Annotated in this window: 15 protein-coding genes; 9 read left to right on the top strand and 6 right to left on the bottom strand. The window is 44.0% G+C overall.

The window, feature by feature from the left end:
* The first annotated feature begins 39 nt into the window (after positions 1-39).
* Positions 40-1,533: a hypothetical protein gene (locus LI112_RS13500; protein ID WP_195967387.1), complete on the top strand. Its 1,494-nt coding sequence runs from the start codon at positions 40-42 to the stop codon at positions 1,531-1,533.
* A gap of 187 nt (positions 1,534-1,720) precedes the next feature.
* Here the strand turns inward: LI112_RS13500 and pyk are convergent, their stop codons facing one another.
* The 5 genes from pyk to LI112_RS13475 all read right to left on the bottom strand — a co-directional run bounded on the left by pyk (position 1,721) and on the right by LI112_RS13475 (position 9,183).
* A complete protein-coding gene (pyk, locus tag LI112_RS13495) occupies positions 1,721-3,145 on the bottom strand; it encodes a pyruvate kinase (protein ID WP_227190892.1) in 1,425 nt (474 codons plus the stop codon).
* A gap of 241 nt (positions 3,146-3,386) precedes the next feature.
* A complete protein-coding gene (locus LI112_RS13490) occupies positions 3,387-4,682 on the bottom strand; it encodes a chloride channel protein (RefSeq protein WP_227190891.1) in 1,296 nt (431 codons plus the stop codon).
* Between the two features lie 9 nt (positions 4,683-4,691).
* Positions 4,692-7,247 (bottom strand): heavy metal translocating P-type ATPase, encoded by a 2,556-nt coding sequence (locus LI112_RS13485; protein WP_227190890.1) that lies wholly within the window; start codon positions 7,245-7,247, stop codon positions 4,692-4,694.
* A gap of 11 nt (positions 7,248-7,258) precedes the next feature.
* Positions 7,259-7,669 carry a metal-sensing transcriptional repressor gene (locus LI112_RS13480; RefSeq protein ID WP_227190889.1) on the bottom strand — a complete coding sequence of 137 codons (411 nt, stop codon included), beginning with the start codon at positions 7,667-7,669 and terminating at the stop codon, positions 7,259-7,261.
* Between the two features lie 185 nt (positions 7,670-7,854).
* Positions 7,855-9,183, bottom strand: a complete 1,329-nt coding sequence (locus LI112_RS13475) for an MATE family efflux transporter (RefSeq protein ID WP_227190888.1) — start codon at positions 9,181-9,183, stop codon at positions 7,855-7,857.
* Between the two features lie 674 nt (positions 9,184-9,857).
* On the opposite strand from LI112_RS13475, the gene LI112_RS13470 reads away from it, so the two are divergent.
* Together LI112_RS13470 and LI112_RS13465 are read left to right on the top strand one after the other, a co-directional pair.
* On the top strand, positions 9,858-10,763 hold the full coding sequence (locus tag LI112_RS13470) for an AEC family transporter (protein WP_118013095.1): 906 nt from the start codon (positions 9,858-9,860) through the stop codon (positions 10,761-10,763).
* 110 nt (positions 10,764-10,873) lie between these two features.
* Complete coding sequence (locus LI112_RS13465) at positions 10,874-11,158, top strand: hypothetical protein (protein ID WP_227190887.1); 285 nt, start codon at positions 10,874-10,876, stop codon at positions 11,156-11,158.
* Between the two features lie 38 nt (positions 11,159-11,196).
* Here the strand turns inward: LI112_RS13465 and LI112_RS13460 are convergent, their stop codons facing one another.
* Positions 11,197-12,615 carry an ATP-binding protein gene (locus LI112_RS13460; protein WP_227190886.1) on the bottom strand — a complete coding sequence of 473 codons (1,419 nt, stop codon included), beginning with the start codon at positions 12,613-12,615 and terminating at the stop codon, positions 11,197-11,199.
* Between the two features lie 236 nt (positions 12,616-12,851).
* Here LI112_RS13460 and LI112_RS13455 point away from each other — a divergent pair, with 236 nt between their 5' ends.
* The 6 genes from LI112_RS13455 to LI112_RS13430 all read left to right on the top strand — a co-directional run bounded on the left by LI112_RS13455 (position 12,852) and on the right by LI112_RS13430 (position 20,371).
* Positions 12,852-13,394 (top strand): VanZ family protein, encoded by a 543-nt coding sequence (locus tag LI112_RS13455; RefSeq protein ID WP_227190885.1) that lies wholly within the window; start codon positions 12,852-12,854, stop codon positions 13,392-13,394.
* Between the two features lie 87 nt (positions 13,395-13,481).
* Complete coding sequence (locus LI112_RS13450; protein WP_227190884.1) at positions 13,482-15,935, top strand: methyltransferase domain-containing protein; 2,454 nt, start codon at positions 13,482-13,484, stop codon at positions 15,933-15,935.
* Between the two features lies 1 nt (position 15,936).
* Entirely contained in the window at positions 15,937-16,845 is a 909-nt protein-coding gene (locus LI112_RS13445; RefSeq protein ID WP_227190883.1) for a LysR family transcriptional regulator, read from the top strand.
* Positions 16,846-17,002: 157 nt separating this feature from the next.
* Positions 17,003-17,947: a nickel ABC transporter permease gene (nikB, locus tag LI112_RS13440; protein WP_227190882.1), complete on the top strand. Its 945-nt coding sequence runs from the start codon at positions 17,003-17,005 to the stop codon at positions 17,945-17,947.
* Positions 17,944-18,819, top strand: coding sequence for a nickel transporter permease (gene nikC / locus LI112_RS13435; RefSeq protein WP_227190881.1), 876 nt, complete (start codon positions 17,944-17,946; stop codon positions 18,817-18,819). The genes nikB and nikC overlap by 4 nt, the downstream gene beginning before the upstream one ends.
* 16 nt (positions 18,820-18,835) lie before the next feature.
* Positions 18,836-20,371: an ABC transporter substrate-binding protein gene (locus LI112_RS13430; RefSeq protein WP_227190880.1), complete on the top strand. Its 1,536-nt coding sequence runs from the start codon at positions 18,836-18,838 to the stop codon at positions 20,369-20,371.
* The last annotated feature ends 42 nt before the right edge of the window (positions 20,372-20,413 follow it).

The raw sequence follows: 20,413 nt of genomic DNA, 5'->3' as shown, positions 1-20,413 counted from the left end.
TTTATTGACTCCATATTTTGCACAAAGGAGAGAATGTGTATGAGAAAGAAAAGTAAAAGTGCAGCGATACTGGCTGTGGTCATGGCGATGACACTGGCAGGAAGTTCCGCAGTATATGCTGAGGAGAATTCTTCTGCGAAAACAGCTGAAACGGATGATAATGAAAAGGAAGACACGAGAGCAGCAGAGAATGAACCTGCTCCATGCAATGAAGGCGAACATGAGCTTATAGAAAGCAAAGTTGTTCTGCCAACCTGCACAGAAAGAGGTTATACGATCTACAAATGTAAAGTGGATGGCTGCACCTACGAAGAAAAGAGAGATGAGACAGCTGCACTTGGTCATGAACTGAAAGAAGTTTCTATTCAGGAGGCGACAGCAGATAAACCAGGTGTGATCACATATAAATGTCAGAGACAGGGATGCGATTATACAGAACTGGCGGAGATTCCGGTCAAAAATACGAATGCTGTTGATGGTAAAACAGATGATGCAGATACAAAGACGGATGAGAAGCCGGGAACAGATGCTGACGGCAAATCAGAAGATGGCAAAACAGATGCTTCAGAAGAAAATAAGAATTCTAATACAGAAAATGCTTCCGTAGATAAAGACAGTACTTCCGGAAAAACAGAACCCACTGATTCAGATACTTCTGCCGATAGTAAAAATGAAGGTGCAGAGAAAGACCTGCCAGAGGAAGATATTGATGAAGAATACGCTTCTTATGCGTCTTCAACTTCTACAGACATTGTAACGGAGTATGATCCGGAAACTGCAGTTGGTACGATTCGTGTTGCAAAGAAAGATTCGGATGATCCGACGGAAACAGAGGAAGTTACCGGTATGACAGTTCCAACAGAAACGACAGAGATCAAGAAAGATTCAGAAGGAAATATTACAGATCTTGCGATTTCTACTTCCATCGATGAAATCAAAAATGGATTTTCACTGACAAGTGAGAAGAAGAAACTTCATTCAATCGCGATCATTAATAAAGAAGCTCCAAAGAATCACTGGATCACACTGAGTGCAAAAGAAACTGCATCTGAGCTTGGGATTCATCTTCATAACGAAAATAATAAAATCATCATAACACTTACAGAAAATGAAAAACCATTGAACATTATTAAAGTCTCTGATACAGAGAAAGAACTGCTCCTGACAACTTCCACTGCCGGAACCTGTGTGATCAATAAGGCGGTTCAGAATATTTCGGTGGATAAAGATGGGAAATATTCAGATAAGAAAACTCTGGGCAGAAAGAACCAGATCATTCTGAATGATGTAAATGGAAGTGCTCCATATCTGGAACTTGAGTATGTGAAAGACGAGGTTGCAACGACATCTGCATCTGAAAAAGACGAAGATGCTGCAAGAAATTTGGAAACTAAAAATACCAAAGCAGGAGATTCTGAATCCAAAGGTGCTGAAGCGGAGAAACAGAAAGATCCGGATGAAGAATTATACTGGATTCAGCCATATGGGGAGGAAAACCAGGAACCGATCGTAATCACAGTTTATAAGAAATAGAACTGTTTTTACAACAGATATGTTTGATTTTCTTAGAGCATAATCCACTTTTATCTGGTAAAATAAATTGTTAATTCAATCACAGAATGAGTAAAAAACAGGTCATTATCGTCCAAAACAGGAGATAATGACCTTGTTTTTTTGCATACGATTTTACAGAATGGTTAATTCTGATGCAATAAGCAGATTAATACTTACCAACAACGGTTGCTTTGAGCAGATTTGTGTTGCCAGGATGTCCAAGAGGAACACCAACTGTAAGAACAACGATATCTCCTTCTTTGACATAACCTTTTTCTTCAGCTGCTTCTGTAGCGTGAAGAAGAAGAATCTCCATGCTGTATTCCTCTTTGGTCAGGAGTGGTGTTACACCCCAGATCAGGTTCATCTGACGCCAGGTACGCTCATCCGGAGTACATGCAATGATCTGACATCCCGGACGATATTTGGAAACCATGCGTGCAGTATTTCCGGAACGGGTAACTGCGATGATCGCTTTTGCGTTCAGGTCAATTGCAGTCATGCAGGTGGCATGAGAGATTGCAGTAGTTACGTTTGTTGCAGGCTCTTTTGTACGAATACTGAACTGTTTGTTATATTCGACGTCAGCTTCTGTACGTACGGCAATCTTGACCATGGTTTTGAGCGCTTCTACAGGGTATTTACCTGCAGCGGTTTCACCAGACAGCATGATCGCACTGGTACCCTGATAGATTGCGTTGGCAACGTCAGTAGTCTCTGCACGGGTCGGACGTGGATTCTTGATCATGGAATCCAGCATCTGAGTAGCTGTGATAACCTGTTTGCCGGCGCTGTATACCTTTGCAATGATATCCTTCTGGATAACCGGTACATCTTCAAGTGGAATCTCAACACCCATATCACCACGGGCGATCATGATACCATCTGCAGCTTCGATGATGCTGTCGATGTTGTCAACACCCTGCTGGTTCTCGATCTTTGCGATGATCTTGATGTCATGTCCTCCGTTTTTCTCAAGGATATCACGAATTTCTTTGACATCGGCAGCAGTTCTGGTAAAGGAAGCTGCGATAAAATCATAGCCTTCTTTGATACCGAACAGGATATCATCGTGATCCTTCGGGCTGATAAACGGCATGTTTACTTCTACACCAGGGAGGTTGACGCCCTTCTTATTGCCGAGAACACCACCGTTTACGACTTTACAGATGATGTCCTGACCTTTGATCTTCTTGACTTCAAGTCCGATCAGACCATCATCGATCAGAATGCTGTTGCCTGGTTTGACATCTTTATATAAATCTTTATAGGTAACAGAAACGATTTTTTCGTTTCCTACGATTTCTTCTGTAGTTAAGGTAAATTCCTGACCTTCCTTCAGTGTGACCTTTCCATCTTCAAATTCGCGGATACGAATTTCAGGTCCCTTTGTGTCGAGAAGCGCAGCTACCGGTTTATTGAGTCTTGTACGAATTTCTTTTAATTTATCAATACGGCCTTTTTGTTCATCATGTAAACCATGAGAGAAGTTAAAACGTGCTACGTTCATTCCCTCTTTAACGAGTTCTTCCAGAACACCGTCCTTATCAGTAGATGGACCAAGGGTACAGATAATTTTTGTTTTGCGCATTCAAATTCCTCCTACTTTTCCTAAAAAATACACCTTTATTCTAACACATTATTTTCAATGCACAAGTAAAGTTTTTGATAAAATACACGTTAAATTTCTAACATTTTTTACGTTATTGTGAGAAAAATATATGGGAATCGAAAGTAAAATAAAAGAAGAATAAAAGGAGAATTCCGATGCCTGAAACTATTTATTTAAAGAGTAGCAGACATCGGAATATGTAAAATTAAATTTTATAAATTTAGAAACGAGTATGACGATTGATGTACTTAGCTTTATATTTGGAGTATACGATCGTCTGATCCTTGTACAGACCATAGTAACCGGATACGGCATAACTGATAGATACAGCAATCAGGTAATAGGACGCACCACGGAAGCCAAACAGCTCAAATGCGATCAGGATGGAAGTGATCGGGCAGTTGGTAACACCACAGAAAAGGGCTGCCATTCCGGCGGCTGCACAGATGGATGGGGAAAGACCGATCAGGTGTCCCATGATACATCCGAATGTTGCTCCGATGCAGAAGGAAGGAACAATCTCACCGCCACGGAAACCGGCGCGCATGGTCAGGGCAGTGAGTACGAGCTTCCAGAAAAAGTCCAGCGGGCGAGCCTGACCATTCTCGACAGCAAGTTCGATCAGGTTATTTCCGGCACCCATATAATCAGAGGTGCGCAAAAAGAGTGTGATCACAATAATGATGGCACTGGCTGCGACGATACGGATATATGGATTTTTTAAAAATTTCGCATAAAGTTTGCTGACACCCTGAAGTGCCATACAGAAAATAATACTGATGGCAGCACAGGCAACGGCAACAAGAACCATCTTGAGTCCTGTTTCGATGGTAAGTTCCGGGATATTGACTACATGAAAAGATTCCGGATTGATGCCAAAGCCGGCGGCAAATTTTGAGGCAATAATGGATGCAATCACACATGGAACCAGTGCGGCATAATACATAATGCCAACGCTCACGACCTCCATAGAAAAGACTGCCGCTGCCATCGGTGTTCCGAAAACTGCGGAGAAAGCAGCACTCATACCGCACATGACCATGACATGATGGTCTTCTTCATCGAGGTGAAACCAGCTTCCAAGCTGATTGCCGATGCTTCCGCCGAGCTGAATTGCAGCACCTTCACGACCGGCAGATCCACCGGCAAAGTGAGTCAGGATCGTAGAAACGAAAATCAGCGGAGCAGAACGAAAAGGCACATCATCCTGAGAACGGATCGTTGATAAAACCTGATTGGTTCCGCCATCTTCCTGACCGAATTTCTGATACAGAAAAACAATGATCAGACCGGAAACAGGAAGCAAGAAGAATACCCAGAAATGCTCTGTACGATAGTTGGTTACGAATTTCAGTACTCTGGCAAAAAGGCTGCTGATGAAGCCTACGCTCAGTCCGGTCAGTACTGCCAGAACCAGCCATTTGATAAGACTGGTCATATCATATCGAATGTGATCGATATAATAGTGCAGGTTATGGATTTCTTCTGGCTTTTTTTTATCCTGTGTGTTGTTCATAGCTTCCTTTTATTCCTGTGTAATTCCGGTTACTTCGTATCCGGCATCTTTGATCGTCTGACGGATCTTGTCCTCATCAACCTTTTCCGGTGCTGTGAAAACGGTTGTGTTATTTTCGTGAGAAGATACAACGTCTTCAACGCCGAATGCTTTCTTAATAGCTTCGTTTACATGTGCTTCGCAATGTCCGCACATCATTCCCTCAACATTAACTGTAACTTTTACCATAGTTTTTTGCTCCTTTTCTTTTTTATTATAATCATTTTTTACTTCAATGGAAGTAGCTTGTTTAATTTTTTTGTCCTTTTTTGTGTCGTGGATCTTAAACAGGTTCAGACGAAGGGCATTGGTGACAACGCAGAAGCTGGAAAAACTCATTGCGGCGGCACCGAACATCGGATTCAATGTCCATCCGAAAATCGGGATCCATACACCGGCGGCCAGTGGAATGCCGATCACATTGTAGAAAAATGCCCAGAAAAGATTTTCGTGGATATTTTTCAGGGTTGCACGGCTGAGACGTACTGCAGCAGGAACATCGCTTAAACGGCTCTTCATCAGAACGACATCAGCGGCATCGATCGCGATATCAGTTCCGGCACCGATCGCGATTCCGATATCTGCGCGGGTAAGTGCAGGGGCATCGTTGATTCCGTCACCGACCATGGCTACTTTGCCCTGTTCCCTAAGTGAACGGATCACACTTTCTTTGCCATCCGGGAGAACACCTGCGATGACATCATCAACACCGGCCTGTGCACCGATCGCTCTTGCAGTGCGTTCATTATCACCGGTCAGCATGACAACACGGATTCCCATATTCTGGAGTTCTTTGACCGCCTGTGGGCTGTCTTCTTTGATAACATCGGCAACAGCGATAATGCCGACCAGTTTACCATTCCGGGCAAAAAGCAGGGGCGTTTTTCCTTCTTCTGCAAGTTTTTCTGCCTTCTGGGAAAGGGTGGCAGGAACGTTTACCTGGCTGCTGATGAATTTCATGCTTCCACCGGTCAGAGTTTCCTGTTCGAGCACTGCAGAGAGTCCGTTTCCGGGAAGGGCATGGAAATCAGTAACCTCCGGCGCTGTAAGATGTTGTTCTTCAGCATGTTTGAGAATCGCTTTCGCGAGCGGATGTTCACTTTTTTTCTCCAGGGCAAATGCCATGGTGAGGAGTTCCTGTTCGGAGATCCCGTCTGCAGGGAGCAGATCAGTAACTTCCGGCTGACCGCTGGTGATCGTACCGGTCTTGTCCAGGGCAACGATCTGAACCTTGCCGGCCTCTTCAAGAGAAACGGCAGTTTTGAACAGGATACCATTTCTGGCCCCCATTCCGTTGCCGACCATGATCGCTACCGGAGTGGCAAGTCCGAGAGCACATGGACAACTGATAACGAGAACGGAGATACCGCGGGCAAGAGCATAGCCAAATTCATGTCCGGTCAGAAGCCAGATGATCGTGGTAACGATTGCAATCGTAATAACTGCCGGAACAAAAATACCGGAAACACGGTCTGCGATCTTGGCGATCGGAGCTTTGGTAGCGGCAGCATCACTTACCATTTTGATGATCTGGGAGAGAGTGGTGTCTTCGCCGACACGGGTTGCTTCGCATTTGATAAATCCGGACTGGTTGACGGTTGCGGCGGAAACAAGATCTCCGGCTGCTTTGTCAACAGGGATGCTTTCGCCGGTAAGGGCAGATTCATTGACGGCGCTGGTTCCTTCAACGATCACACCATCGACCGGGATATTTTCACCAGGACGTACGACAAAGATATCACCCTTGTGAACCTGTTCGATCGGAACGGTTACTTCCTGATCGCTTCTAAGAACAATGGCGGTTTTCGGGGCAAGTTTCATGAGGCTCTTAAGAGCATCGGTCGTTTTTCCCTTGGAACGTGCTTCGAGCATTTTTCCAACAGTGATCAGCGTCAGGATCATTGCGGCAGACTCGAAATAAAATTCCATCATGTAGTTCATAACGGCAGTGGAATCACCGTCTACCTGCGCTCTTGTCATGGCAAAAAGTGCGTAGACACTCCATATAAATGAGGCCATGGAGCCGAGTGCAACCAGTGTGTCCATGTTGGGGGCACGGTGCCACAGACTCTTAAATCCGCTAATGAAGAATTTCTGGTTGATGACCATGACGATTCCGGCAAGCAGAAGCTGGACAAGTCCCATGGCAACGTGGTTATCGTTAAAAAATGCCGGGAGTGGCCAGCCCCACATCATGTGTCCCATGGAGAAGTACATCAGAACGAGTAAAAATCCGATGGAAGCGATCAGGCGGCGTTTGAGAACCGGTGTCTCGTGATCTTCCAGGGCTTTCTCGGCTTCAGACATGGAAACCTGTTCTTTATTTGCACCCTTGAGTGATGCGCCGTAACCTGCCTGCTCTACGGCAGTGATGATGTCATGAGAGGATGCGGTTCCTTCAACTCCCATAGAATTTGTCAGAAGGCTGACCGAGCAGGATGTAACTCCCGGCACTTTGGATACGGCCTTCTCCACACGGGAACTGCAGGCAGCGCAGCTCATCCCGGTGACGTTGTATTGTTCCATTGTATTACCTCCTATTTCATTAGCTTCTGCAGAGTTGCAACCAGCTCATCGATGGTTTCATCTTTACCTTCGCGGATATCACGAGCCACACAGGTACGGATATGATTCGCGAGAAGTTCTTTGTTAAAAGAATTGACGGCGGCATTAACGGCGGCTGACTGAATGAGGATATCGTTGCAGTAAGCATCGTTTTCCAACATTCCTATGATTCCCCGGATCTGCCCTTCGATACGTTTCAGACGGTTGATGAGTTTCTTGCGGTCAGCTTCTGAACGGTCGGTGTGCCTGGTACAGCAGCAGGCAGGAGCGGCTGGGGTGGCATTATCATTGCTGCAACAAGATTTTTCCTGAGTAGCTGCTTGTTCCTTTATAATTTCTTCTGTCTTTGTAGAGGAACTGGCATTAAAGTTATTATGATCCATAAGCAAACTTCCTTTCGTTCGAGATTTATTATATCAGATGTGAGATGACTCCCACCTCGCAGCAAGAATGCCGATGGCATTCCTGAATTGCATACCCTACAGGGGTATATTCACTATACTTGTAATATATACCCCATGAGGGTATGTGTCAAGGGAAAATATAAAAAAAGAGGGATATCAGGGAATTATACCCCGATAACCCTCTTGCTGATAAGCAAGGATACCCCGGCGGTCAGCGCTTCCGCAATCCAGAAAGCGTTCCATACACCAACGGCCCCGAAGAAATGACTCAGGATAAATGCTGCCGGAAGGATAATGATCAGGTATCTGCAGAGAGAGACGATCAATGAGGCAGTTCCTCTGCCAAGCCCCTCCAGTGCACCGCATGCTGTGACGGATACAGAAGAGATCAGAAATCCTGCACAGATGATTCGGAGTGCTGTTTTGCCTGCGGCAATTGTCTGAGGATTTGTGGTAAACATGCCGATCAGCTGTCCCGGAATTGTCAGGCAGATGATTGTTCCGATCAACATGATCACACCACTCATGCCAAGTGTGACGAAGTAGATTTTTTGTACACGTTTATGTTCACCGGCACCATAGTTGTATCCGATGACCGGGCGCATGCCCTGTACAATCCCGCTTGCCGGAAGATACAGGAAAGTCTGCAGTTTGTAGTAAATTCCCAGAATCACTACATAACTCTGGGAATAGGCTGCCAGAAGTCCATTCAGTGCAGAAACCAGGACAGAAGGAAGTGCAAGATTCAGTGCTCCCGGGATACCGACAGAGTATAATCTTGCTGCCAGAGCCATGTCCGGATGGAGATGTCTGCGGCTGAGTTTTACCTGGATTGGCTGCATTTTGTAAATGATCAGATAGAAAACAAGATTGAATAACTGACCAAGTCCGGTTGCCAGTGCAGCGCCTTCAATACCCAGTGCCGGGAACGGACCAAGGCCAAAGATCAGCAGCGGATCAAGAATGATATTGGAAACACAGCCGACCAGAAGCCCGATCATCGTAATCTTCATTTTGCCAACGCCCTGGAAGATCTTTTCGTAAGCAAGGTTAAGCGTATTTATCGTTGCAAACAGAAAAACAATTGTAGAATAACGGATTCCAAGGTCAATGACATCTGCATCACCAGTAAAAAGTGCCAGAAATCCAGGCATCACAAGGATACAACCGATTGTCAGAATTACACCATGCAGACCGGACAATGCAAGCCCGTGTGTGGCTGCTTTGCTGGCAGTCTCTCTGTTTCCGGCACCAAGACAGATGGCAATCTGTGAACTGATACCAATTCCAAAACCAATCGCAATCGCATTGGCGAAGTTTTGGACAGGAAAAACAAGCGACAGCGCGGTCATGGCATTTTCACTGATCTGTGCGACAAAGAAACTGTCCACGATATTGTACAGAGAATTTACGAGCATCGAAATGACCATTGGCAGGGCCATGGACATGATCAGCGGAAAGACCGGCTTTTCTTTCATAAATGTGTCGTTCATAGAAACTCCTTTCAAATAAAAACATCTGTAAGTGCCGGTATTCTGAAAAATCTGTATCGGCGGAGCAGACATAAAAAAACGCCGCACAACTACCGCAATGGGTAATTGTGTGGCGAAAAATGGTTGGACCAGAAAAATCCACACTATGTTTTGGAAATTAAAATTGTTGTAAACATGAAAGAACAGAATCGTTGTTTACAGACACAGATTGTAGCATATAAATAAGAAGAACGTCAATAAGAAGATTGTACAAAAAGGAGATATCCGATCTCATTTGGATGGTCAGGTATCTCCTTCCGGGAAATATCCAGATCACGCGCGGTTCCGAAACATCCGGGTACAATCATAGTTGGAGCCGATTTCTATGAGTTCAAAGAGTCGCTTGCGGCGCTTTTTCCATACAGAATTGTTCATGCATAAAGCCTCCAGGGTAAAATAAAAACTACTTTTATCTTACAGGAAATGCGGAGAACCGTCAACGGATGGGTGGAGTAATGTAATAAACGGAATCGTTCGCAGATTATTGTATACAACTCTGTACAACTGGCCTTCTTGCGGGGATTTCAACAATGTGCTACACTAAAGTATGATTTGAAATGATGAGGATGAAAATGAATTAAGAAGAAAGGAAGCAGGTGTTTCAAAGGAAGGAAACACGCGGAAAGTAGAATATTATGAAAACACTTCTTACATTACAGCTCACGATCTTTCTCCTCGTAGCTGTAGGATTTTTGATGAAAAAAATACATATCATCGGACCACAGGGGCAAAAAAACATCAATGACCTTGTTATTTATCTGATCCTGCCGTGCAACATTCTTCATGCGTTTACGCAGAGTGCAGCAGATGGAAATTTTATAAAATATCTGGAAATCCTTCTTATATCTATAGGTATTCAGGTATTCTGTGTGATTTATGGAAAAGTGATGTTCCGAAAAGAACCGGAAGGACGATATAAATGTCTTCAGTATGGAACCATCTGCTCGAATGCGGGATTTCTTGGAAATCCGATCGCAGAGGGAATTTATGGCGCAGAAGGTCTGGTGCTTGCCAGTGTTTATCTGATTCCACAGAGAATCATGATGTGGTCCTCCGGGTTGGCTGTTTTTTCCGGAAGCAGTGATAAGATGAAAACACTGAAAAAAGTCGTAACCCATCCGTGTATTCTGGCATGCGTTCTCGGAATTATTCTGATGGTTACAGGACTTCCACTGCCTCCTGGACTTGACGGCGCAGTAACTGCAGTCGGAAACTGCAACACCGCAATGTCTATGATGGTCATTGGTATGATCCTTGCGGACATTGATCTCAAAGATTTCTGGGACTGGACAGTTGTAAAATATACCGTACACAGACTGGTCGTTATTCCGGCGGTCGTTTATATTGTATGCAGTTTCCTGCCATTGAATAAAACAGTTCTTGGTCTTTGCGTGCTTCTGGCAGCGATGCCGGCGGGTGCGACAACCAGTATCCTCGCAGAGAAATATCAGGTCGATTCTCCGTTTGCAACGAAGATGGTTATTTTTTCCACGCTGCTGTCATTGCCGACGATCTGTCTGTGGAGTATCTTCCTGCAGTAGGAGAAGTAGAAGAGAATTTGTAATAATGCATAGAGTTCTATATATGGATATGCTAAAATAGAACAAAAGGGAGAGGCAGGTGGAAACCTTAAGCCTGAAAAATATGCTGGATGAAATATTTGCAGGGTTACTTTCATTTACAGAAGATGCCGGAGCTGATTGTGCCAGTGCTCAATGAGATATTTGGAACAAATTATCCACTTGATGTTCCGTTGGAACAGCTACGAAATGAACACCAGACGCTGAATGGTGAAAAAATTACTGATTCATACTTCAGAATTGGAAAAAAAGGTTATCATTTCGAATGCCAGAGTACAGGTGACTCGAAAATGCTGATCCGAATGGTGGAGTATGATTTTGCAATCAGCATTGAAAACGTGAAAAAAGAAAATTAATAAAAGTGAAACAGCGATACTCCCCCTGCATCAATTATTCACCTATAAAGTGAATCTAATGTAAGCAGCAAAACATCTTCATCAGATAATGAGTTGAACCAATCTGTATATCCTGATAGAGAAAAGAAAATATATTTTGAAATTTTGTATTTATTGGATATAAGAGTTCCTCTTCTGACCAAGGTTTCATAAATACCCTTGTCAATTTTTTCGTTTTTGAACTTACATTCGCCAATAACTGCTTTTTTATCTATATCAGATAAGGCAACGATATCTATATCGGCAGATTGTGCTCGTATAGAACCGTTTTTATCTGTAATATTTTCTACACCCCACCAGGTTCCGATTGAAGTAACGAAACAACCATATGCACCGGTTATTCCCTGATTCAGAGTATAGTATCGGCACATTTCTTCAAATACAGAACCCATAAATGAATGTAAGAACGGTTTGACAGCTTTTTGATAATAAAGTGCACCCTGTCCCATTTCAATTACACTGGTTGCTTTTGGGATAAATTCGTACCAGAATTTGAACATATAATCTTTTAGAACATATTGTGTTTTCTTTTTGTTTTTTTCTTCTGTGATACATTTCTTTTTTTCAATTAACCCAACACTGATTAATTTTTCTAATGAGTATAAGACAGTTGGCTCTTTCTCGTTAATTTTTCCGGAAATGGTATTAAGTGTATTTACTCCGGAGGCAATCTGTTCCACAATATTATTTACGAGTGATATATCAGAAAATTCCTGTGTCAGTAAGTTTCTGGTTTCATCATATAAATAACCATCTGTTCTGAAAAATAATCTTATAATGTTCTCGTCAATGTTTTTTTTCGGATCGATCATGGAAAGATATTTTGCAACACCGCCAGTAATGCCATAGCAGATTGCTTTATCTTCGTTTGAATAGTCAGGAACAAATTTGGCTGAATCTAAATAATTAAATGCTTCTAATTTTATCTGTGAATCACGTCTTCCAAATAACGGACTTTTTTCACTGAGCACTTTATTTTCCATAAAGCTTAATGCTGAACCACATAAAATTATTTTCAGATTTTTGTCATTCCAGATCGTGTCAATATATTTCTGTAGAATAGATAAAAGAGAGTCATCTTTTTCAGCCCAGTATGGCAATTCATCTATTACAAGTACTATCTTATCATTAGCTATATTTTTATCAATAAAATCAAAAACAGCTTCTATACTGTTAAAACTGATGTTTTCAATTCCGGGCATGAATAAATCTAACACTTGTTTGGAAAATAGCTCCAGATTTCTGGTTTTTCCGATTTTTGTTGCCGTATAAAATACAGTTTTTTTATCTTTGACAAATTCGGTAATAAGAGTAGACTTTCCAATACGTCTTCGCCCATAGATAACGGTCATGCCAATGCCGTCTTTGGCATAAAATTCTTCTAACGATGCCAGCTCTTGTTTTCTTCCTACAAACATATGAATAGCCCTCCTTTTATTTAAAATAGTTTTATTAAAATTTGTTTTATTAAAATTGATTTGAATAAAAATAAGATAGCACATACTATTATATATTACAAGTGGTTTTTGCAGTTTTATTATTGAAAATCCATTTGGCGAAGGGAGAATGCAGGAGAACGTGAGACATTTACAAAAGATTTGACAGATAGTGTATAATAAGACCACTTGGAATGTTTTATGTGAAGGAGCAGTAGATGGATATCTATCAGATCTTGACGGAATACAATAATCCGTGGTCAAGCCGGGAAATCTTTTGTTTCTCGTGTATTATGGTGATCGCGGTTATTATGATGATTTATTTATTACGTAAGGAAAAAATGAATAAGCTCCAGGCAGCTGCGATTTTGGCAGAACTGGTCTTCCTTGGGATTGTGTTTGGTTCTACAGTATTTACAAGGACGGGTTCGGTCCGGCAGTATGAACTGATTCCATTCTGGTCATGGAGTGCCATACTCAGGTACCATGATATGGAATTGCTGAAGGAGAATCTGCTGAATTGTATTTTGCTTTTACCGGCGGGAGCGTTGCTGCCGCTGATCATGAACCGGAAGGTGAAATGGCAGGAGGCGCTAGTATTTGGCGTGCTGATATCAGCCACAATAGAAACGAGCCAACTGATCACAATGCGTGGATTGTTCGAATGGGATGACATGATTCACAATGGATTGGGGTGCATGGTTGGTGCGGTTCTTGTGAATTGGATGATTGGATTTTTTGGAAAAAAGGACGAAAGATAAGCTTTTCCCTATCCCCCCCACAGGCTTGTGGCGGGGACTTTTTTTTTATATACTAAAAGAATACTATTTTAGGCGGAGAAAATAATTATGAGTGATCTGAAAAATGAAATTCATGACTACTGGACGAATCGTGCCAGGGGTTATTCGGAATATAATCAGCAGGAGATGGCGGATGCGAGGCGGACGATGTGGAGAGACAAGCTTCTGAGTCTGCTGAGGGAGGCGTTCCCGGAACGTGAACCAGGGGAAATAAAAATCCTTGATGTAGGAACGGGCCCTGGATTTTTTGCGATCCTTCTTGCGGAGGCCGGCTATCAGGTGACGGCGGTCGACTATACAGAAGAAATGCTGAGGGAAGCACAGCAGAATGCCGGTGGATTAGCGGAGTGTATAGTGTGGAAAACAGGCGATGCGCAGGCTCTTGATGTGGAAAGTAACAGCTTTGATGCTATCGTGACACGAAACGTGACCTGGAATCTGCCAAGACCGGATCTGGCATATAAAGAATGGCTTCGTGTGCTGAAACCGGGCGGAGTTCTCTATAATTTTGATGCAGACTGGTATGGACATTTATATAATGAAGAGAAACGCAGCGGATACGAGAAGGATCGTCAGCAGACAGAAGCGCAGAATGTAGAAGACTACTACAGTGGTACGGACATTGAGAAGATGGAAGAGATTGCGCGTCAGGTTCCGTTAAGTCGTCTGGAACGTCCGAAGTGGGATCTGGATACGATGAAAAAAACTGGTTTTCTGGATGTTTTTTGTGATGAAAATGTCTGGAAAGAGGTCTGGACGGAAGAAGAGATCATTAACAATAGTTCTTCTCCAATCTTCCTTTTAAGTGGACGCAAAAGAGAGGCTTTTCATCTGAAAAACATTACGGTTGAGCCTGGTGAAAAATGGAATGGCGAGCTGGAACTGGCGAATGGAGAACTGCGTTTTCCGGTAACGGTGCTTCATGGACATGGAACAGGTAAGACGATGCTGATCACTGCCGGTGTGCATGCCGGGGAGTATGTGGGAATCCAGGCGGCGATCGAGCTTTCACAAAAGCTTAAGATTGAGAAGGTCACTGGTACGATCATTATCGTGAAGGTGCTGAACCGTCCGGCTTTTGAGGCGCGTAATGGAAGTATGGGGCTGGCGGATGCAAAGAACCTGAACCGTGAATTTCCGGGAAACCCGGATGGTACGGAGATGGAGCGTCTGGCATGGGCGGTTTCGCAGGAGCTGCAGCCGGTGGCTGATCTTTATATTGATCTGCACAGTGGAGATGATTATGAGAAGCTGACTCCGTATGTGTATTATGCGGGAGCTGCACCGGAGGATGTGGTTAAGGTTTCTCGTGAGATGGCGGAGCAGGTGGATGTGCCATATATGGTAAAGTCCAACGTGGCTTCGGGTGGTTCGTATAATTATGCGGCTTCGCAAGGAATCCCGAGTATCCTGATCGAGCGTGGCGGCATGGGGGACTGGAATTATGAGGAGGTTCGTTCGACGCGAAGAGACGTCCGGAATATTCTGTGTCACATGGGAATCTATCAGGGACTGAAGGATTTTCGTACGTATTATCCGCTGGAGGTGGCCGATGTGCGCTATCAGGATGCGGAAGAAAACGGGCTCTGGTATCCGTTTAAAAAGGTTGGTGACATGATCCAGGAGGGCGATATCCTGGGTGAAGTCCGTGACTATGAAGGCAAGGTTAAGGAGGTCAGTGAGGCGGAGTTTGACGGGGTGATCCTGTATCAGACGGGCACGCTTCAGGTGGTTGGAAATGGTCCGATGGTGACTTATGGACGTATTGTAAGCCGCTATGATGAGCGCAAAGAACGTATCGTTAACTACTGGGAAAAGCGCAGCGACAGCTTTCTGGAACAGAGGCGTGCGGAGCTTCACAGTGCGATGGCGGACCGCTGGATGAATGAGATTCAAGCACAGCTCCCGAAAGAAAATAAAAAGCTTCGTATCCTGGATGTGGGATGCGGAGCAGGATTTTTTACGATTCTTCTGGCTAAGGCGGGCCATCAGGTGACGGGTATCGATCTGACGCCGGATATGATCAAGAATGCAAAGCAGCTGGCAGAAGAGGAGCAGGCAGAGTGTGAGTTTGCAGTGATGGATGCGGAGAATCCGGGGTTCCCGGATGGCACATTTGATGTGATCGTTTCCAGGAATCTGACCTGGACGCTGCCGCATGTAAAGCATGCATATGGAGAGTGGCTTCGTGTGCTGAAAAAGGGCGGCGTGCTACTGAATTTTGATGCGAATTATGGAATTACAGACTTTTCAAATGTGGAGGATCTGCCGGAAAATCATGCCCACAATATGCTTGGAAACGAGATGATGCGTGAGTGTGAGGAGATCAAACGGCAGCTTCCGATCAGTTCTTACAGTCGTCCGGCATGGGATCTGGAGACGCTGGGAGCGATGAGTCTGAAGGAGTTCCATGTGGATCTGGGCATCAGCAGCAGGATCTATCTTGAGAAAGATGAGTTCTATAATCCGACACCGCTGTTTATGCTGAGGACGGTAAAATAATATGGATTTAAAACAATTACAGTATTTTGTAGTATGTGCACAGACGGGTTCTTTCAGTGATGCAGCGAAGGTTCTTTATTCTACGCAGCCGAGTGTGAGCAAGGTTGTCAAGGCGTTGGAGGATGCTCTTGGAATGCAGCTTTTTGAGCGGCTTCCGAGAGGAATACGCCTCACAGTGCAGGGACAGAAAGTTTATCAGTATGCAAGCAGAATCACAAACGAGATCAGCGTTTTGGAAAATATGGCGACGCATGGTATGACAAAATGGATCCGTGTTTCGCTGAATCCGAGCTCCTGGTTTGCGAATCAGTTTGTGGATTTTTATAACGAAACTTATGAGAAAAACTATCATTTTCAGCTGACTACAGCAGGTGTTCGGAGCGTTATGGACCGTGTCAGAGACTATGTGGACGACATCGGTTTTGTGTACATCCTGAGTCAGCAGAAGGAGAATTTTCTGCATGAAATATCCCGGAATAAGTTGCAGTTTGTTCCGATGTATGAGACGGATGTGGTGTTTTATCCGGGACGAAAGACGGAACTTTATGATTCTGGACGGAGCAAAGTTGAGCTGCAGGATCTGGAGGGAGTCCGGTTTATTCAGAACTATCAGGATGAGTTTTTTGACATTGGTTCTGTGCATGAGGATTCTTTTCAGTGGAAGGCTATTGACATTTCCGTACTGACAAACAGTGACTACATTATGGAAAAGATGCTGAAAAACAGCAGGGTTTCCAATGTGAGTGGAAGCTATCTTTCTGAGAATAAAACAGGTACAACACCAGGAATTCCTCTGGATATGGGGGACAGCAAGGTGCTCTTTGGATATATTATCCATAAGGGAGAGAAAATCGATGAAAGTGTACAGGAACTGATTGATTTCCTGATGACTCGGCTGCATAAAAGTTAAAAAAGACTTATTCCATAATGTACAAGTGATATTCCCTTTTGGAATAGCACATAACCCTCCCTAGGGGTTGTGTGCTTTTTTTTGATTTGTTAGACTTTATTTAATGAATTAATGTGCGGATATTTGATTTGTTTTAGACTGACATAAAGGAGTGCTCATGATTAGATACATTATTAAAAGGCTTCTTCAGTTGATTCCGATCTTAATCGGGATCACTTTTTTGTCTTTTGCGATGATGCGGCTTGCGGGTGGTGATGCGGTTACTTATATGTATGATAACGCAGGTGCTTCTGTCTCGCAGGAGGTCATTGACCAGACGAAAAAGGAGTATGGACTGGATCAGCCGTTTCTTGTGCAGTATGCTAAGTGGTTTGCAGGAATGGTGACTGGGGACATGGGAACGAGCTATGTTTCCAAGAGAGATGTTTACGATACTTTTGCAGAAAAGCTTCCGGCAACGATCCTTCTTACGGTATCTTCGGTGCTTTTAACGATGCTGATTGCAATCCCGCTGGGTATTATTTCAGCGGTAAAACATAACAAATGGAGTGATTATCTGATCCGTTTTTTGAGTTTTATCGGGAACTCCATGCCTAACTTTTTTGCAGCGTTGGTGCTGATGTATTTCTTCTCGATCAAGCTTGGATGGCTTCCGGTGATCACAACAGACAACGTGGCATTGAGCCTTGTTCTGCCAACGCTTACGCTTGCGATATCGATGGCATCCAAGTATACGCGGCAGGTGAGAGCAACCGTTCTGGAGGAACTGAACAAGGATTATGTGATTGGAGCACGTGCAAGAGGGGTACGAGGCAGCGTGATCATCTGGAAAAATGTTATGAAATCTTCGATGCTTACGATCATTACTCTGCTAGCTTTGTCGATTGGAAATCTGCTTGGAGGCACGACGATCGTTGAGACGATCTTTATGTGGGATGGCGTTGGAAAGATGGCAGTGGATGCCATTACAATGCGGGATTATCCGATCATTCAGGCGTATGTGGCGTGGATGGCGATCATCTATGTGGTGGTAAATCTGATTACGGATATTATCTATCATTATCTGGATCCTCGCGTAAGACTGGGAGGTGACAGAGCATGAGAGAGCAGAAAAACAGGAAAAAAACAGTCTCTGTCCGCAGGCAGAAGGTGCGCAAAAATCATGTCAGAGAGAAGCTGATCTTCTTTGCAATACTGGCGTTGATCCTGTTGATTGTGGCAGCTTTTGCACGGAAATTATGCCCATATGATCCGGACATTCAGGATCTTCTGCAGGCACAGAAACCGCCGAGTGCAGAGCATATTTTGGGGACAGACCGATATGGAAGAGATATGTTTTCAAGGGTGCTGGTGGGAAGTACGATCAGTATCTATGCGACGCTTCTTCTGGTAGCAATTGTAACAGTAGTTGGAACAGTGATCGGTATTATCTGTGGCTGGTGCGGTGGAACTGCAGACACAATCCTGATGCGTATATCGGATCTTTTTCTGGCATTTCCGAGCCTTGTTTTTGCACTTGCAGTGGCTGGCGTGCTTGGTGGCGGTATACAAAATGCAGTTATAGCTCTTGCCGTGATCGGCTGGCCAAAGTTTGCCAGACTTGCCAGAGGGCTGACGCTTTCGCAGAAGGAGGCACCGTATCTGATGGCGGTAAGGCTTTCAGGAAGCAGTACATTTAAGATTATGTTTAAGCATATTCTGCCAAATATTGCAGGGCCAATCCTGGTCACAGCGGTTCTTGATATCGGAACGATGATGATGGAACTGGCAGGACTTTCTTTCCTTGGACTTGGCGTAAAACCGCCGATGGCAGAGTGGGGAAGTATGATCAATGATGGAAGAAGTATGCTTCAGATTTCGTCGTGGATGGCACTTGCGCCTGGTTTGGCGATCTTTGTTACAGTTATGATATTTAATCTTCTGGGCGATACGCTCAGGGATTTTATGGACCCAAAAGAAAGAGCTAAAAAGTAGAAAGGAAGAACAGATCATGAAGAAAAAACTGATCGCAGCAATTCTTACAGGAGCTATGCTTGCAGCAGGAATGACCACAAGTGTATGGGCAGACGGAGGAAAATCTTTTGTCTATGGAACAACCGGATACAGCGAAGAAATGGGTGATGCTGGTCTGAATCCGCATGACAATTATTCCGGCTGGAGTGCTCTTCGTTATGGTGTTGGCGAGACTCTTTTTAAATATAATGACAACATGGAAGTAGAACCATGGCTGGCAACAGACTATGAATTTGTGGATGATACAACTGTAAAGATCACACTTCGTGACGGGGTAAAATTCTCCAGTGGACGTACCATGGATGCAGAGGCTGTTAAGGAATGTCTGGAAGATCTGATCGCAGTTCATGACCGTGCACCTTATGATCTGAAGATCGATCATATCGATGCAGACGGACTGACACTTACCATTTATACCACAGAACCATGTCCGGCGATCATCAATTATCTTGGTGATCCATATGGTGCGATCATTGATATGGACTATGGAATCCAGGGGGAAGGCGGTTCTGCAAATGTAGCCGGAACAGGCCCATATGTTGCGACAAATGTGACTCCTACTCAGATCGATCTGGTCAAAAATAAAGACTACTGGGGCGGCGATGTCAAGGTTGATAATATCACAGTAAAATCCTTTGCAGACGGAAGTGCGCTGACAGCAGCACTGCAGACAGGAGACATCCAGGGTACTTATGGACTGCAGTATGACAACTACCCGTTATTTGAAAATAATCCGGATTATACCATCAATTCCTGTGCGACCAGCCGCTGTTTCTTTGGACAGTTTAATATGGAATCAGAGCTTATGCAAGACCAGAATATCCGCAAGGCTGTTGAGATGGGAATCGATAAAGAAGGCTTCTGTTCTGTGATCATGCAGGGCCGTGGAGTGCCGGCCAAGGCAGCTTTCCCGAGCAGTTTTTCTTATGGAAATGATGCAGTGAAAACTGTTTCTTATGACCCGGATGGAGCAAAAAAACTCCTTAAAGAATCTGGTTGGACAGACACAGATGGTGACGGATATGTGGATAAGGATGGAGAAAAATTAAGCATCAACTGGCTGACTTATCCGACTCGTCTGGAGCAGCCAAAGCTTGCAGAATATGCACAGGCTACACTGAAAGATATCGGTATTGACGTGCAGGTAAACAACACTTCTGACCACAGAACCTTTGCAGAAAATGGAGATTTTGATGTGTATGTAAGCTCTACAACAACTGCACCGACCGGTGATCCGGAGTACTTCTTTACCAGTACAGTAGTCGGTTCTAAGAACTATGGAAAATACCAGAATGATGAGGTTACCAAGCTGACAGAGAAGCTTCACCAGACCTTTGATAAGGACGAAAGAGGCAAGCTTGCAGTAGAGCTTCAGCAGGATATTTTAGATGATGATGCATTCTTCTTTGTATCTCATCTGAACATGGGAATCGTGACAAAATCAAATGTTAAGGGAATGGCAGCACATCCATGTGATTATTATGAGATCACTGCAGATCTGGATGTAGAGTAAATTTTACGGTTGTTTGCAGCAGCTAAATTCTGAGGAGAATGA

The organism is Blautia sp. 210820-DFI.6.14 (assembly GCF_020558815.1).
Taxonomy (GTDB): Bacteria; Bacillota; Clostridia; order Lachnospirales; family Lachnospiraceae; genus Blautia_A; species Blautia_A obeum.
This window is presented reverse-complemented; position numbering and strand designations above follow the sequence as displayed.

Bases quoted from the DNA above. Each gene is read 5' to 3' on its own strand.
- LI112_RS13490 (WP_227190891.1), bottom strand. From the start codon at position 4,682: ATGAACAACACACAGGATAAAAAAAAGCCAGAAGAAATCCATAACCTG.
- LI112_RS13475 (WP_227190888.1), bottom strand. From the start codon at position 9,183: ATGAACGACACATTTATGAAAGAAAAGCCGGTCTTTCCGCTGATCATG.
- nikC (WP_227190881.1), top strand. From the start codon at position 17,944: ATGAGAGAGCAGAAAAACAGGAAAAAAACAGTCTCTGTCCGCAGGCAG.
- LI112_RS13470 (WP_118013095.1), top strand. From the start codon at position 9,858: ATGAAAACACTTCTTACATTACAGCTCACGATCTTTCTCCTCGTAGCT.
- LI112_RS13445 (WP_227190883.1), top strand. From the start codon at position 15,937: ATGGATTTAAAACAATTACAGTATTTTGTAGTATGTGCACAGACGGGT.
- nikB (WP_227190882.1), top strand. From the start codon at position 17,003: ATGATTAGATACATTATTAAAAGGCTTCTTCAGTTGATTCCGATCTTA.
- LI112_RS13430 (WP_227190880.1), top strand. From the start codon at position 18,836: ATGAAGAAAAAACTGATCGCAGCAATTCTTACAGGAGCTATGCTTGCA.
- LI112_RS13460 (WP_227190886.1), bottom strand. From the start codon at position 12,615: ATGTTTGTAGGAAGAAAACAAGAGCTGGCATCGTTAGAAGAATTTTAT.
- LI112_RS13465 (WP_227190887.1), top strand. From the start codon at position 10,874: ATGAAATATTTGCAGGGTTACTTTCATTTACAGAAGATGCCGGAGCTG.
- LI112_RS13485 (WP_227190890.1), bottom strand. From the start codon at position 7,247: ATGGAACAATACAACGTCACCGGGATGAGCTGCGCTGCCTGCAGTTCC.
- LI112_RS13455 (WP_227190885.1), top strand. From the start codon at position 12,852: ATGGATATCTATCAGATCTTGACGGAATACAATAATCCGTGGTCAAGC.
- LI112_RS13480 (WP_227190889.1), bottom strand. From the start codon at position 7,669: ATGGATCATAATAACTTTAATGCCAGTTCCTCTACAAAGACAGAAGAA.
- LI112_RS13450 (WP_227190884.1), top strand. From the start codon at position 13,482: ATGAGTGATCTGAAAAATGAAATTCATGACTACTGGACGAATCGTGCC.
- pyk (WP_227190892.1), bottom strand. From the start codon at position 3,145: ATGCGCAAAACAAAAATTATCTGTACCCTTGGTCCATCTACTGATAAG.
- LI112_RS13500 (WP_195967387.1), top strand. From the start codon at position 40: ATGAGAAAGAAAAGTAAAAGTGCAGCGATACTGGCTGTGGTCATGGCG.